General features: G+C 33.3%; 14 protein-coding genes. 8 read left to right on the top strand and 6 right to left on the bottom strand.

All coding sequences use genetic code 11. The features are described 5' to 3' along the window. The first annotated feature begins 8 nt into the window (after positions 1–8). From P0R33_RS14770 to P0R33_RS14755, 4 genes are all read left to right on the top strand, one after another. Complete coding sequence (locus tag P0R33_RS14770; RefSeq protein ID WP_276171941.1) at positions 9–2,756, top strand: TonB-dependent receptor; 2,748 nt, start codon at positions 9–11, stop codon at positions 2,754–2,756. 138 nt (positions 2,757–2,894) lie between these two features. Beyond that, entirely contained in the window at positions 2,895–4,085 is a 1,191-nt protein-coding gene (locus P0R33_RS14765) for a hypothetical protein (protein WP_276171940.1), read from the top strand. A gap of 184 nt (positions 4,086–4,269) precedes the next feature. After that, positions 4,270–4,608 (top strand): T9SS type A sorting domain-containing protein, encoded by a 339-nt coding sequence (locus P0R33_RS14760; protein WP_276171939.1) that lies wholly within the window; start codon positions 4,270–4,272, stop codon positions 4,606–4,608. 169 nt (positions 4,609–4,777) lie between these two features. Further along, positions 4,778–5,758 (top strand): acyl transferase, encoded by a 981-nt coding sequence (locus P0R33_RS14755; RefSeq protein ID WP_276175661.1) that lies wholly within the window; start codon positions 4,778–4,780, stop codon positions 5,756–5,758. Positions 5,759–6,138: 380 nt separating this feature from the next. Here the strand turns inward: P0R33_RS14755 and tyrS are convergent, their stop codons facing one another. Continuing rightward, positions 6,139–7,434: a tyrosine--tRNA ligase gene (tyrS, locus tag P0R33_RS14750; RefSeq protein ID WP_276171938.1), complete on the bottom strand. Its 1,296-nt coding sequence runs from the start codon at positions 7,432–7,434 to the stop codon at positions 6,139–6,141. 247 nt (positions 7,435–7,681) lie between these two features. On the opposite strand from tyrS, the gene P0R33_RS14745 reads away from it, so the two are divergent. Next, a complete protein-coding gene (locus P0R33_RS14745; RefSeq protein ID WP_276171937.1) occupies positions 7,682–8,683 on the top strand; it encodes an NAD-dependent epimerase/dehydratase family protein in 1,002 nt (333 codons plus the stop codon). Here P0R33_RS14745 and P0R33_RS14740 read toward each other — a convergent pair whose 3' ends face one another. From P0R33_RS14740 to P0R33_RS14730, 3 genes are read right to left on the bottom strand one after another with little or no spacing between them, the layout of a single operon-like run. Further along, on the bottom strand, positions 8,684–9,157 hold the full coding sequence (locus tag P0R33_RS14740; protein ID WP_276171936.1) for a DUF4296 domain-containing protein: 474 nt from the start codon (positions 9,155–9,157) through the stop codon (positions 8,684–8,686). It lies immediately after the preceding gene. A 9-nt stretch (positions 9,158–9,166) separates the two neighbouring features. After that, positions 9,167–10,507: a dihydroorotase gene (locus P0R33_RS14735; protein ID WP_276171935.1), complete on the bottom strand. Its 1,341-nt coding sequence runs from the start codon at positions 10,505–10,507 to the stop codon at positions 9,167–9,169. 10 nt (positions 10,508–10,517) lie between these two features. Beyond that, complete coding sequence (locus P0R33_RS14730) at positions 10,518–11,243, bottom strand: polyprenol monophosphomannose synthase (RefSeq protein WP_276171934.1); 726 nt, start codon at positions 11,241–11,243, stop codon at positions 10,518–10,520. A 106-nt stretch (positions 11,244–11,349) separates the two neighbouring features. On the opposite strand from P0R33_RS14730, the gene P0R33_RS14725 reads away from it, so the two are divergent. The 3 genes from P0R33_RS14725 (at position 11,350) to P0R33_RS14715 (ending at position 13,510) form a co-directional block, all read left to right on the top strand. Further along, a complete protein-coding gene (locus P0R33_RS14725) occupies positions 11,350–12,042 on the top strand; it encodes a DUF4271 domain-containing protein (RefSeq protein WP_276171933.1) in 693 nt (230 codons plus the stop codon). A 14-nt stretch (positions 12,043–12,056) separates the two neighbouring features. Beyond that, a complete protein-coding gene (locus P0R33_RS14720) occupies positions 12,057–12,806 on the top strand; it encodes a uroporphyrinogen-III synthase (RefSeq protein WP_109190797.1) in 750 nt (249 codons plus the stop codon). Between the two features lie 233 nt (positions 12,807–13,039). Beyond that, entirely contained in the window at positions 13,040–13,510 is a 471-nt protein-coding gene (locus tag P0R33_RS14715) for an Lrp/AsnC ligand binding domain-containing protein (protein ID WP_035681816.1), read from the top strand. Positions 13,511–13,708: 198 nt separating this feature from the next. On the opposite strand, the gene P0R33_RS14710 is transcribed toward P0R33_RS14715, so the two are convergent. Together P0R33_RS14710 and P0R33_RS14705 are read right to left on the bottom strand one after the other, a co-directional pair. After that, on the bottom strand, positions 13,709–14,395 hold the full coding sequence (locus tag P0R33_RS14710; RefSeq protein ID WP_184159538.1) for a zinc metallopeptidase: 687 nt from the start codon (positions 14,393–14,395) through the stop codon (positions 13,709–13,711). 102 nt (positions 14,396–14,497) lie between these two features. After that, entirely contained in the window at positions 14,498–15,127 is a 630-nt protein-coding gene (locus P0R33_RS14705) for a response regulator transcription factor (protein WP_276171932.1), read from the bottom strand. Positions 15,128–15,129 lie beyond the last annotated feature (2 nt).

Below are 15,129 nucleotides of genomic sequence, written 5' to 3'. Positions count from 1 at the left end.
CTGAACAAATGAAATTCAATTTAAGATTTCTATTTATTGCATTATTTATCTGTACGATTTCGATCGCGCAAAACAAAGGTACAATTTCTGGAGTTCTAACTGACAAAGACATGAACAACGATCCGTTACCTTTTGCTAATGTACTTATTAAAGGTACGAATATTAATGTAAATACCGACGTTGATGGAAAATATTCCATGAATGTAAATCCCGGGAATTATACTTTAGTTTTTAGTTTCCTTGGATACGAATCTGTAGAAGCTCCAGTTGCCGTAAAAGCAAACGAAACTGTAGTGATCAATCAAGCACTTTCTTCTGGAAGTTATACGCTAAAAGATGTAGTTGTACAAGCAACTGCCGTTAGCAAACAAAAAGAAACTGCTTTACTTTTAGAACAAAAAAACGCGGTAGATATTAAGCAAACTATCGGCGCACAAGAACTTTCTAGAAAAGGAGTTAGTGATGTAGCTGCAGCTGTAGCAAAAACATCTGGTGTTTCTAAACAAGAAGGAAGCAACAGTGTCTATGTAAGAGGTTTGGGTGACCGTTACAACTCTACTTCGATGAACGGATTGCCAATTCCATCAAATGATCCTCAGAGAAAGAATATTGCACTTGATCTTTTTTCAACTGATATTGTTGAATATATTTCAATTGACAAATCTTACGGTGCAAAAATGTACGGAGATTTTGCTGGAGGAAATGTGGATATCGTATCTAAAGATTACCGCGGAAAAGGAATGTTTGAAATCTCATTAGGATCAAAAGTTAACACTAATGCAGTATCAAACTCTAGCGACTTTTTATTACAGCAAGGACCAAACAAATCTGGTTTTGTTTCTTATGGAGTTCCAAACAATCCTCTAAACAGTTTTAGTTTTGAAAACAGCTTAAATCCTAAAAAAGAATCTCCATTTGGCGGAAACTTTAACTTAAAAGCTGGTAAAACTTTCAATATTGGTGAAGAAGGAAAATTAAGCCTTTTTGCTACTGCAGGATTTGGAAACGGTTACGAATATAGAGAAGGACTTACTCAAAGTGTAAATGCTCAAGGTGCTTCATTAAAATCTTTCCAACAAGAAAAATTCACTTACAACACCAATACTACTGGAATGTTCAACGCAAACTACCGTTTGAACAAAAACCACAAAATTGGGTATAACTTCTTGTTTGTTAACTCTTCTGAGCAAACTAGAGACACATATTTTGGAAGTGATCGTGATTTTGACAACTCTGATGCAAGCCTTCAGGTTCAAAGAGGTACGTTTACACAAAATACTGTTATAATCAATCAGCTTTTAGGAAATGATAAAATAACAGATAAAATCAACTTGGATTGGGGAGTTTCATACAATACTGTAAAAGGTGATATGCCAGACAGAACTCAAAACAAAATGTTCTACAATCCAACAACTGACAGATACACACTTGCTCAAAGAACCACTACTGATAATCAGAGATATTTTCAAGATCTTACAGAGAATGAAGCAGCGGCTAATCTTGCATTATCTTACAAATTAGGAGATAAAGACGGTGAGCCAAAAGGAAAAATTACTGTAGGTTATAACGGTAGATTTAAAAAACGTGATTTTGAAGCTATTCAATTCAACTTCAACATTAGCCAAGCTGGTCAGAACACAAGCGTTAATCCAAATAATTTAGACGCCTTTTTTAACCAAGAAAATTATCAAAATGGTTTATTCTCAACTGCTGCTTTTGCAGGAATGGCTCCTCAAACTTATGATGGAAAACAAGATATACATGCAGGTTTTGGTAATTTCGAATACAAATTCACAGATAAATTAAGCACTGTTATTGGTTTGAGATACGAAAGAATCTCTCAAACAGTTAACTGGAGAACACAGCTTGATGCTGGTGGAGGAACAAATACTTTTGAAAGAAATGAATTTTTACCAAGTGCTATCTTAAAGTATGAATTAAACGAAAAACAAAATCTTCGTTTTGCACTTAGTAAAACTTACACATTACCACAGTTTAAAGAACGTGCTTTGTTTATTTATGAAGATGTAATGGAATCTGTAATTGGTAACCCAAGTTTATATCCTTCACAAAACTACAATTTGGATTTAAAATGGGAAATGTTCCCGAAAAGCGATGAGTTATTCTCTGTTACTGCTTTTGGAAAATATATCATGGATCCAATCAACCAAATCATTATTGCTTCTTCTACAAATGATATTTCTTTTGTTAATATCGGAGATACAGGTTATGCTTATGGAATTGAGTTAGAGGCAAGAAAAAACATCTTTGAAATTGAAGGAGAATATACTAATAAACTTTCTTTTGGATTTAATGCTTCTTTAATGAAAACACATCAAGATATTGATGCTGATAAAGTTAGAAATGAAACAGACGGAAGATTGAACATCAACACTACAGATAGCAGTTCAGGATTTACAGGAGCTTCAGATTTGATTTTAAATGCTGATTTATCTTATGCTAAAAACTTCACAACCGATTCTGGAATTACTGCAACACTTGCTTACAACCATTATTCGGATAAGCTTTACGCAATTGGAAACGAAGGAAAAGGAAATTTAGTTGATAAAGCAATGGGATCTTTAGATCTTATTTTGAAAACAAAATTGACTAAAAGCTTTGGAATTGATTTTGGAGCAAGAAACTTATTGAATCCAGAATTTAAAAGAGTTCAAGAAAATGCAGGTGGAGATGTACTAGTATTCAACTACAAAAAAGGGTTAACATTTGGATTAGGAATGAACTACCAATTCTAATAACATAAAACAAATACTGAGTTATCAATTAATTAACATTTCAGTAAAAAACACATAACAAATAGATGACAACGGCTTAACGTTGATTAAGAGTTAAGTTCTAATCTTTGCATAAACACAAACTAATTAAAAAAAGTAATGAAAAAGACAATTTCAACAATTTTAGGCTTAGCAGCTTTATCACTTGTAACACTTACAACATCTTGTTCTAGTGACGACAACAACAACAGCGGACCAAAATCTGATTTCGTAGTTGTTAGAGATAATCTGCAAGGGGAAATCAACAGCGGTGAGGTAGTATTAGAGTCAGGAACTTATAAACTAACAGGAAAATTAGTAGTTAAAAATACTGCTAAACTTACAATTAAACCTGGAGTTATCATTGAAGCAACTGCTGTAGCTGCAGACCAATTACAAGCTGTAAGATATATTGCTGTAGCGCAAGGAGGACAAATCGACGTTCAAGGAACTGCTACTAGCCCAGTAATTATGACTTCAGAAACTAAAAAACCAGCTGCTTGGGGTGGATTAGTAATTTGCGGAAAAGCTCCAATCAACAAAGGAGTTACTGCTTCTGCTGAAGTTTCTGAATTGACTTACGGTGGAACTGACGTAAATGACAACTCTGGATCAATCAAATATTTAAGAATTGAGTACCCAGGTTTCTCTTACAGCAGTGATAAAGAATTTAACGGAGTTTCTTTCTTCGGAGTTGGAAAAGGAACTGTTGTTGATTACGTACAAGTTTACGAAAGCTCTGATGACGGATTCGAGTGGTTCGGTGGAACTGTAAACGCTTCTCACTTAGTAGTTTCTAACAAAGATACTGCATTAGTAGGTGATGATTTATTTGACTGGACTGAAGGATGGAATGGAACTGGTGATAACTTCTACGGAATCAGAACTAACGCTGGTAACAGAGGTATCGAAGCTGATAACAATGCTAACAACCACTTAGCTACTCCAATTTCTTTCCCAACAATCAACAACCTTACTTTAATTGGAGCTGGAGTTAATGACACAAGTGCAGAATCTCAAGCTTTCAAATTAAGAGTTGGTACTAAAGGTAAATTCAATAATGTTGTATTAAAAGGTTGGAAAACTGGATTTGATGTTCAACATGACGAAAGCATCGGATACGCTGGAACTGACTTGTTAGCTACAAACGTAAAATTCGAAGATGTAACTCTTAAATCTAAATCAACAACTACTGCATCTGTAGTTAACAATGATTTCGTTAAAGTTTACACAGAATCTACAACTGCAACTGGAGCAGGAAACGGATCAGGAGTTCCAACATGGACTGCTGGATGGACAAAAGGTCTATAATCTAAAAAATAAAATATTTTTAAAACACCCTAATTTCATTAGGGTGTTTTTTTGTTTAATAATATTCTCGATTGCAATAACTTCAAATCCAAAATGTTAAAAACATCCTAAATCTTACCCCTATTTTGTTTTGGCGTAATTTTTGTAATTTTTTTTGTATATTTACAATAACTAAAATATTGCGATGGCAAAAAACTACTTTTATATTACTTTCTTATTGGCTTTTTTCTTTACTGTTAGCGCTTCAGCGCAGGACAGCAAGCAATTACCAAAACCTCAAGAAACAACTTCTATTGAGGGACTTAGCTTGTATCCTAATCCAGTTACTAATGGAAAAGTCTACATCTCAACTAAAAACGATTTAGAGAAAGAAATTATTGTGTTTGATATTTTAGGAAAAAAAGTACTCCAAGCACATTTAGCTTCTAGAGAGTTAAGTGTTTCTGAACTTCCGCCTGGAGTGTACATCATTAAAATTAGCGAATTGAATGCATCGGCAACCCGAAAACTCATTATAAGATAAAATATAAAAAAAAGCTCCTCCCATAAGGAGCTTTTTTAGTATTCAGTATCCAGCTTTTAGTGTTCAGATTGTTTTATCTTTTTTATTTCTTTTCCAAACTGAACACTGAATCGCGAGACAAAAACTGAACACTGAACACTAAAAAATAATATCTTTGCAAAAAAAAGTTTTGATCACAGCCAGCGATATCTTTACCATTTCTAGTCAGAAGCAATTTGAAAAAATAGCACTAAAAGTGTTTCGTTTTCAGCTCGAGAATAACAAAGTATATCGTGATTTTTGTGATTTTTTAAAAGTGAATCCACAACAGGTAAAATCTTTGCAGCAAATTCCTTTTTTACCTATTCAGTTTTTTAAAAGCCATGATGTCGTTTCTAATTCGGATCCCGCACAAGTAACTTTTACGAGTAGCGGAACTACTGGAATGATTACAAGTCGACATTTGGTAACAGATGTTACGCTTTACGAAGAAAGCTATAGAAAAGGATTTTCGCAATTTTATGGAAACATTGAAGATTACGTTGTTTTAGCCCTATTGCCGTCATATTTAGAACGCGAAGGCTCTTCGTTAATTTACATGGTCGAAGATTTAATAAAGCTCTCTAATCAACCGGAAAGCGGTTTTTATTTGCACAATCACGATGATTTAATCAAAAAGCTTCTTGAATTAGATGAAGCTGGCCAAAACGTAATTTTAATTGGAGTTACTTATGCTCTATTAGATTTAATCGAAAAACATCAATTCGACCTTCAAAACACCATTATTATGGAAACTGGAGGAATGAAAGGAAAACGCAAAGAAATGATTCGCGAAGAATTGCATGAACAGCTTTGCAAAGGTTTTGGTGTCTCTTCTATTCATTCAGAATACGGAATGACCGAACTTTTAGCACAAGCTTATTCTTTAGGAGAAGGCATTTTTGAATGTCCTTCTTGGATGAATATCTTGATTCGCGATCCAGAAGATGCCCTGACCTACGTTGAAAGTGGAAAAACTGGCGGAATCAACGTTATTGATTTAGCCAATATCAATTCATGTTCTTTTATCGCCACTCAAGATTTAGGCAAAAAATATCCAAACAACTCTTTCGAGGTATTGGGACGTTTTGATAATTCTGATATTCGTGGTTGTAACCTTATGGTTCTTTAATATGGTTTAATCGTTGATTTGGTTAATCGTTTAATCGGTTTTGCATCGATTATATAATTAAACGATTAAAAAGTTCATCAATAACAATGTTAGGTATATTCCGTAGGAATATCTCGTCGGTAAAAAAATAGCATTATTCCTTGTGTGTGTGTCCTGTAGGGACACTTGATTTTACATTACAAATCTTTTTCATTGATCAAACGTTCCTACGGAACGTAGAACTGCAAACCAAATTATAGTTCTACCAACGAGACATTCCTACGGAATGATTTCTTGAAATAAAAAATTCCAATACATCTTTCGAGATATTGGAATTTATATTTTTAAGATTGAAGTTGAACAATCGGTTAAACAATTAACCGATTAAACAGTTAAACCATTTACACCACTCTAATTACAAAGTAATTCTTCTTACCACTTTGTAATAAAACAAACTGATTGTTAATTAAATCATTTGCTGTTAAAACAAAATCTTCTTTTATTTTTTCTCTATTTACAGAAATTGAATTTGCAGTTAAAGCTCTTCTCGCCTCTCCATTAGATTTAAAGAAACCCGTTTTTTCGTTTAAAACAGTAATAATTTCCAATCCGTTTTCTAAATCTGCTTTCTCGATTTCAGCTTGCGGAACTCCGTCAAAAACTTCTAAGAAAGTTGTTTCATCCAATTTTTTCAAATCTTCTGCCGTTGAGTTTCCAAACAAAATATTAGAAGCCTGAATTGCTTTTTCTAATTCTTCACGATTGTGAACAAAAACCGTAATTTCTTCGGCTAATTTCTTTTGTAAAACTCTTAAATGCGGAGCCGTTTTGTGCTCTTCGATTAAAGCATCAATTGTATCTTTATCTAAGAAAGTAAAGATTTTAATGTATTTCTCAGCGTCAACATCTGTTGTATTTACCCAAAATTGGTAGAATTTGTAAACTGAAGTTTTATCAGCATCTAACCAAACGTTTCCTCCTTCAGATTTTCCAAATTTAGATCCGTCTGCTTTTGTAATTAAAGGCGTTGTTAAAGCGTATGCTTTTGCATTTTCTCCACCCATTCTGCGTACTAATTCTGTTCCTGTGGTAATATTACCCCATTGGTCAGAACCTCCCATTTGCAAAATGCAATTGTTGTTTTTATATAAGTGATAAAAATCGTAACCTTGAATTAATTGGTAGGTAAACTCTGTAAAAGACATTCCTTCACCTTCTCCGCTAAATCTCTTTTTTACAGAATCTTTAGCCATCATATAATTTACGGTGATTCTTTTTCCAACTTCACGTGCAAAATCTATAAAAGAGAATTCTTTCATCCAATCGTAGTTATTCACCATTACAGGTGCGTTTGCTTCGTTTGAATTAAAATCTAAGAAACGAGACAGAACACTTTTTATTCCTGCAACGTTTTTAGCCAAAGCTTCTTCATCAAGCAAGTTTCTTTCATCAGATTTACCAGAAGGATCTCCGATCATTCCTGTTGCTCCACCAACTAAAGCAATTGGTCTGTGACCAAAATTCTTTAAATGAACCAATAAAATAATCTGAACCATACTTCCGATATGCAGTGAATCTGCCGTTGGATCAAAACCGATATACGCAGTGGTAGCTTCTTTTAGTAATTGTTCTTCCGTTCCAGGCATACTATCATGATATAACCCGCGCCATTTTAATTCTTCAACTAGATTCTTCATTTTTTATAAAATAATTTGCGCAAATGTAATCAATGTCAATCGCAATGACAAAAAAGTCTGCCACTAAGGCACTAAGGCACAAATATTATTTTAAAAAACAAAAACTTTCCGACTTAGTGCCTTTGTGGCAAAAACCAAAAAACTTTGCAACTTTGTCTCTCTGCAACTTTGAACCTTTATAAAAAACCTTTGCAACTTTGTCTCTCTGCAACTTTGCACCTTAAAAGCAAAAAGTTATCTTTACAAAATGGTATTAGTAACTGGCGGAACAGGTTTAGTAGGCTCACATTTATTACTTCATTTAATAGAAAATGGAGAAAATGTTCGGGCTATTTACAGAACCCAAAAGAATATTCAGAAAACAAAATCGGTTTTTGATTTTTATAAAAAAGCTGATCTATTCGAAAAAATTAATTGGCTTGAAGCCGATATTCTAGACGTTCCTTCATTAGAAAATGCTTTTATCGAAATAACAGAAGTTTATCATTGTGCCGCTTTAATTTCGTTTAATCCAAAAGACGAAGAAAAGCTTAGAAAAACTAATATCGAAGGCACAGCAAACATGGTTAATTTTTCGATTGCCAAAGAAGTTAAAAAATTCTGTTTTATAAGTTCCATTGCCGCTTTAGGCGACATTGCTTCTCACGAAACGCACATTACAGAAGAAACAGATTGGAATCCAGAAAAACCGCACAGCGATTATGCCATTTCTAAATATGGAGCAGAAATGGAAGTTTGGCGCGGACAACAAGAAGGATTAAATGTTATTATTGTAAATCCTGGAGTTATTTTAGGACCGATAAAAATGATGTCTGTTTTTGAACAAGGAAGCAGTGAAATTTATAAAAAAGTAGCAAACGGACTTTCATTTTACACGCTGGGAAACACAGGTTTTATTTCTATTGATGATGTTGTAAAAACAACTTTCCAATTAATGAAAAGTGATATTAAAAACGAACGTTTTACGCTTATTTCAGACAATATTGTTTTTAAAGATATTCTGAATACCGTTGCAGATGCTTTAAAAGTCAAAAGACCGCACATTCATGCCAAACCATTTTTCATGAATTTGCTATGGGTTTCTGATTTCTTATTTTCAAGCTTATTTTTTAGAAAAAGAAGCATTACAAAAGCAACAGCCAAAGCTTCTTATTCTACCAATTTATATAGTAACGAAAAAATAAAAACCGCTCTAGGAACGGTTTTTACAGATATTCATTATTACATCAAAGAAAGTTCGAAAGCTTAATTATCTTCTTCGATTTCTATGCGCCAATTCTAAAGAATCAATATTGACTTTTGGTGCTATTTTTCTAAACGAATCTTTAGAGACTTCTTTTATTTTGTTTTTCTTAGCCTTAGCTGCTTTTTTCTCATCTATTTTAGCCAGAGAATCTGCCGCTCTTTGATTTACAGCAATTCTCTTGTTGACATCATCAAACATTTCTTTATAACTTTCATAATCAGAAGCATAATACATGTTGTTTTGAGCAAATTGAAGGCTGTCTACTTTATACTTTCTTAAGATAAATTTCGTCGGATCGCTTTCTAACGAATCTAAAGACATTGGTTTCTGATATCTTATTGCTTCCAAAATCGCCAAATCATACATAATATCTACCATTTTTTCTTTCTCAATAAGTTTTGCTGGCTGTTTTACAAGCTCTTTTTTACAACTTACAGAAAGAAATAAAACCAATAGTATTACTATAAAATTCTTCATAATTGCTTTTTATCTGTCAAACAATAATCTTTTTCCAGCTCTGGTGTCTTTTACTTTGAAATTGTTATAAACCAATTCTCCGTTTACAAAGGTATGCGTAATTCTAGATTTAAAAGTATAACCCTCAAAAGGCGACCATCCGCATTTGTATAAAATATTATCTGGTTTTACGCTCCAAGGCAAACTTGGATTAACGATAACCAAATCGGCGTGATAACCTTCTCTAATAAATCCTCTCTTTTCAATTTTGAAAAGTTTAGCCGGATTGTGGCACATTTTCTCCACGATTTTCTCCACGCTAATTTTCCCTTGATGATGCGCTTCAAACATTGCCACAACTGCATGTTGCACAAGTGGTCCTCCAGAAGGCGCATTCAAATAAGATTGCTGCTTTTCTTCTTTTGTATGAGGAGCGTGATCGGTTGCAATTACATCAATTCTTCCGTCATTTAAAGCCTTCCAAAGTTCTGCACGATCATCGGCAGTTTTAACAGCTGGATTCCATTTAATGAAATTTCCTTTTGTTTTATAATCTTCATCTGTAAACCAAAGGTGATGAACGCAAACTTCAGCCGTGATTTTTTTCTCTTCTAATGGAATTTTATTAGTAAATAATTCCATTTCTTTCGCTGTTGAAAGATGAAAAATATGCAATCTTGCTCCCGTTTTTTTAGCTAAAGCGACTGCTTTTGAAGAAGAAATATAACAAGCTTCAGCACTTCTAATTAAATTATGTGCTGTTACTGGAACATCTTCTCCATATTGTTCTTTAAAAGCGGCAAGATTATTTTTAATCGTAGTTTCATCTTCGCAATGCACTGCAATTAACATTGGCGTGCTAGAAAAAATCTTTTCTAAAACTGCTTCATTGTCAACCAGCATATTTCCTGTTGAAGAACCCAAGAAAATTTTGATTCCCGCAACATTTTTTGGATTTGTTTTTAAAACTTCTTCCAAATTATCGTTTGTTGCTCCCATCATAAACGAATAATTCGCAAATGATTTCTGAGCTGCAATTTGATATTTATCTTCTAAAATTTCCTGAGTAACTGCATTCGGAACTGTATTTGGCTGTTCGATAAAAGACGTGATTCCGCCCGCAACTGCTGCACGAGATTCAGATTCGATATCTCCTTTATGTGTTAATCCTGGTTCTCTAAAATGCACTTGATCGTCAATCGCGCCCGGCATTAAATAACTTCCTTCTGCATCAACTACAATACAATCTGATGTTTTTAATGAAATGCTGTCTGCTATTTCAACAATCAAATCATTTTCAATTAATACATCACCTTCAAAAATTGCCCCTTCGTTTACAATTTTGGCATTTTTTATTAAAATCCTGTTCATCGTGGTTGGTTTATAATGAATTGACTAATTTTCTTAATCTAAGTGAAATTACGCCAAGTATAGCTTCTTTAATAATAGCATTACTCATTTTAGAAACTCCTTTTGTTCTATCTGTAAAAATAATTGGCACTTCTGTAATTTGAAATTTACCGCAATACGTTCTGTATTTCATTTCAATTTGAAACGCGTAGCCAACAAATTTTATTTTATTCAAATTGATTTTCTCCAGAACTTCTCTTTTGTAACATACAAAACCCGCAGTGGCGTCATGAATTTTCATTCCGGTGATAAATTTCACGTAAACTGATGCAAAATAAGACATCAAAACACGGCTTAACGGCCAATTTACAACATTTACTCCGGTAACATAACGAGAACCAATCGCTAAATCTGCTCCGCCAAAATGACAAGCGTCGTATAATTTTTCTAAATCATTTGGATTGTGTGAAAAGTCGGCATCCATTTCAAAAATGAATTGATAATCGCGTTCTAAAGCCCATTTAAAGCCGTGAACGTAAGCTGTTCCTAATCCTGATTTTTTAGCTCGTTGTTCTAAAAAAAGTTTTCCTGGAAATTCTTCCTGTAATGCAATTACTTTATTTGCAGTATGATCAGGAGAATTATCATCAATAATAAGCAGATGAAAAGATTTGTGTTGCGAAAGTACGGCTCTTACAATACTTTCTATATTTTCAATTTCGTTATAAGTGGGAATTATGACAATACTATCATTCATTTTTTCAAGGTAATTTCACCGCAAAAGTAAACTTTTTATAGCATTTGAATCATAATAAATATATAATAAAAGTATTGCATCAAAAAATTACTAATTTTGTAACGCTATGATTGAACAACTTCATCCTCGAATTCTAGAAAACAAAGACTGGGCAACGCTTTTGTTTGTGCTTACATTTGCTGTTGTTGCCATGACAAAATCTGCTTATGAAAGTAGATTTAGTGAGTTTAGCAAACTTATTTTTTCTGATAAATATGCTAAAATTTACCGGGACAATAATCATTTAAAAAGCAGCTTTACAGTTGGTTTGTTTTTTGTGCAGATAATCTCGTATGCATTTTTCATTTTGCTTACCATGCATATTTTTTCAGAGAATCCAAAAACGGGTGTTTATTCTGTTTTAAAAACGGACTGGATTTTGTTTATTCAGATTGCAACTTTCCTTCTTTATTTCATTCTAGGAAAATATTTAATCGAAAAAATTGTAGCGACTTCCTTCAATATTGATGAGTTTGTAGAATTATTTAACTTACAAAAAGTTACTTATAGAACATATATTGGTGTTTTAATCCTTCCAATTAACGCTATTTTGTTCTATTACAGCAATATTCCAAAAATTGTACCTCTAGCAATCATTGGTATTTCGCTGTGTATTAGTGTATACTCTTACTTTATTTCAATTAAAACATATCAAAACGCAATTATCGGTAAGTTATTTTATTTTATTTTATATCTTTGCGCTCTTGAAATAGCCCCTTATTATTTTCTTTATTATTGGATAACAAAAGGGAGTGCTTAGAAAATGTTTATAATATGAAAGTGAAAACAATTTTGGTGTCACAGCCTGAACCTAAAGTGGAGAATTCTCCTTACTTTGAGCTCCAACAAAAACACAAAATAAAAATTGATTTCAGACCATTTATTCATGTGGAAGGGGTTAGCGCAAAAGAGATTCGATTACAAAAAATCGATCTTAATCATTACACTGCGATCATTTTAACAAGTAGAAATGCTGTAGATCATTTTTTTAGAGTTGCTGATGAAATGCGTTACAAAGTTCCTGAAGGATTGAAGTATTTTTGTCAATCTGAGGCTGTTGCGTTTTACCTTCAAAAGTATGTTGTGTACAGAAAACGTAAAATTTACGTTGGGGCAAAAGATTTTGCAGATTTATCGCCGCTAATTAAGAAGTACAAAGACGAAAAGTTTTTGCTTCCTGCATCTGACCAATTAAATGCTGATGCGCCTGTAACATTAAACAGTCTAAAAGTAGATTGGGCACAAGCTATTTTTTACAGAACTGTAATGAGTGATTTATCTGACTTAGCAGACGTTTATTATGACGTTTTAGCGTTCTTCAGTCCAACCGGAATCAAATCTTTGTTTAAGAATTTCCCAGATTTCAAACAAAATGATACCAGAATTGCTGTTTTCGGAAGCACAACTCAGAAAGAAGCTTTAGATCATGGTTTAAGAATTGATATTCTTGCTCCAACTCCTGAAACTCCTTCTATGACAATGGCTCTTGAAAAATACGTTGCAGAAGCAAACAAAGGAAAATAAACCTGACCAGTAAAAATATTTAAATTCCAAATCCCAGATTAATCACCTGAGATTTGGAATTTTTCTTTTTAAACCAATTGCTGATTTTCTTTCGTTTCCCGTGGTTGAAACCACGGGCTATGTTTTTGGAATTTGGAATTTCTAATATTGGAATTTTATTCTTCCTTCATTTTAACTACATTTGATTTCTATTCTAAACCTAAATCACAAGTAATAGTTTCAAATTATAAGTTATGAAAATCAACTCCCTCTTAATTGAAATTGATGGTATCGACAAAGAAATTCTTCGTTACTTAATGGATGATGCCCGAAAACCAATTTTGCAAATAGCCAATAAAATCGGAATTTCAGGAGCCGCTATTCACCAGAGATTAAAAAAGCTGGAACAATCTGGCGTTATTTCTGGATCGAAATTCACTGTAAATCCAAAAGTGTTGGGTTATAATACAATGGCTTTTGTTGGAGTATATTTAGACAAAGCCTCACGAAATTCTGAAGCCGTAAAAGATTTAAAAAAGATTCCAGAAGTGTTAGAATGCCATTATACAACGGGAAACTGGTCGGTTTTAATTAAAATAATCTGTCGCGACAACGAACATTTGATGCAACTTTTAAATACTAAAATTCAAGCTATTGAAGGAGTTTCGAGAACAGAAACTTTTATTTCTTTAGATCAGCAGATTGATAGACAGATTCAGCTTTAATTAGAAAATGTGTCAATTTTGATAATTAGATAATGTTACGCTAGCTGTCACCCTGAGCGAAGTCGAAGAGCTTAATTACCTATAAGGCTTCGACTTCGCTCAGCCAGACAAACTTAATAAAACACAACCCCGACAGATTTTTAAATCTGTCGGGGTTGCTATAAATTACCTAATTGACTAATTATCTCAATTATCAAATTAATTCCTTCTACTTCCAGAATAAATCGAGATATAGTACAGCAACGTTGCGATTGAACCAATTGCCGCTACTACATAAGTTCTCGCTGCCCATTTTAGCGCATCTTTTGCTCCTGCTTGTTCCTCTTGCGTTAACATATGTTTATTTTCTAACCAAGCCAAAGCACGATTACTAGCATCATATTCTACAGGAAGCGTAATAATAGAAAACAAAGTTGTAGCCGCAAAAATGATAATTCCAACCAATAATAATTGTGGAAAAACTTTAATCATCAAGATTCCTGCAATTAAAATCCATTGTACGTAGTTTGAAGCTACACTTACAATCGGCACTAATTTAGAACGCATTGTTAACCATTCGTAACCAATTGCATGTTGTACCGCGTGACCGCATTCGTGTGCCGCAACCGCAGCTGCCGCAGCATTTCTGTGACTATAAACGGCTTCACTTAAATTTACTGTTTTATCTGAAGGATTATAATGATCGGTTAACTGACCTGGTGTCGAGATAACACGAACATCTGTAATTCCGTTGTCGGCAAGCATTTTTTCGGCAATTTCGGCGCCGCTCATTCCGTTTCTTAATTGTAATTTCGAGTATAATTCAAATTTACTCTTTAGCTGAGAACTTACCAGCCAGCTGAACAACATAATTGCTCCAGCAATAATTAGATATCCAGATCCCATAGTTTTTTGATTTTTAGATTGATTTTAAATTTACAAAACAAACTGCAAATTACGAACCATTTTAACAAAATGTCATTTTGACATTTTTATACTCATTTTGGCTTAATTCAGCATATTGTTTTTTAAAAGGAACGCAATTAATTCTGCCACATTTTTCATTTTATATTTTTGAAGAATATTTCGGCGATGTGTTTGGACTGTTAGAAAGCTCAAAAACAAATCATCAGCAATTTCCTGAGTCGATTTTCCTTGAGAAAGCAATAAAGCTATATCGCGTTCTCTTCTGCTCAAACCTGGAATACGTTCTAAATCTTCAGATAACGGCTGGCTGATAATCGTTTTTACTTCTTCACTAAAAACAATTTCACCGTCAATAGCTTTATAAATACAATTTTTGAATTCATCAAAAGAAGCGTTTTTTAAAATATAGCCATTTCCTCCGTTTTGAATAAATTGCATTACCAAACTTCTTTCAGACTGGCTGCTCATTCCGATAATAACTATTTTCGGATGCTTTTGCTTGATTGTTTTACACAAATCAACTCCATTTATTATAGGAAGAAAAATATCCATCAAAATCAAATCGATTTTATGGTCTTCTATATATTCCAAAAGTGATATTCCGGAACCGAATTTTTGTACAATTTCTATATTTTCTAAATCCGCCAATAAGCCCGCTATACCTGAAATAACTATCGGATGATCGTCTACAATTACTGTTCTGTATCTCATAA

The organism is Flavobacterium sp. YJ01 (assembly GCF_029320955.1).
In the GTDB taxonomy this organism is placed as follows: Bacteria; Bacteroidota; Bacteroidia; order Flavobacteriales; family Flavobacteriaceae; genus Flavobacterium.
This window is presented reverse-complemented; position numbering and strand designations above follow the sequence as displayed.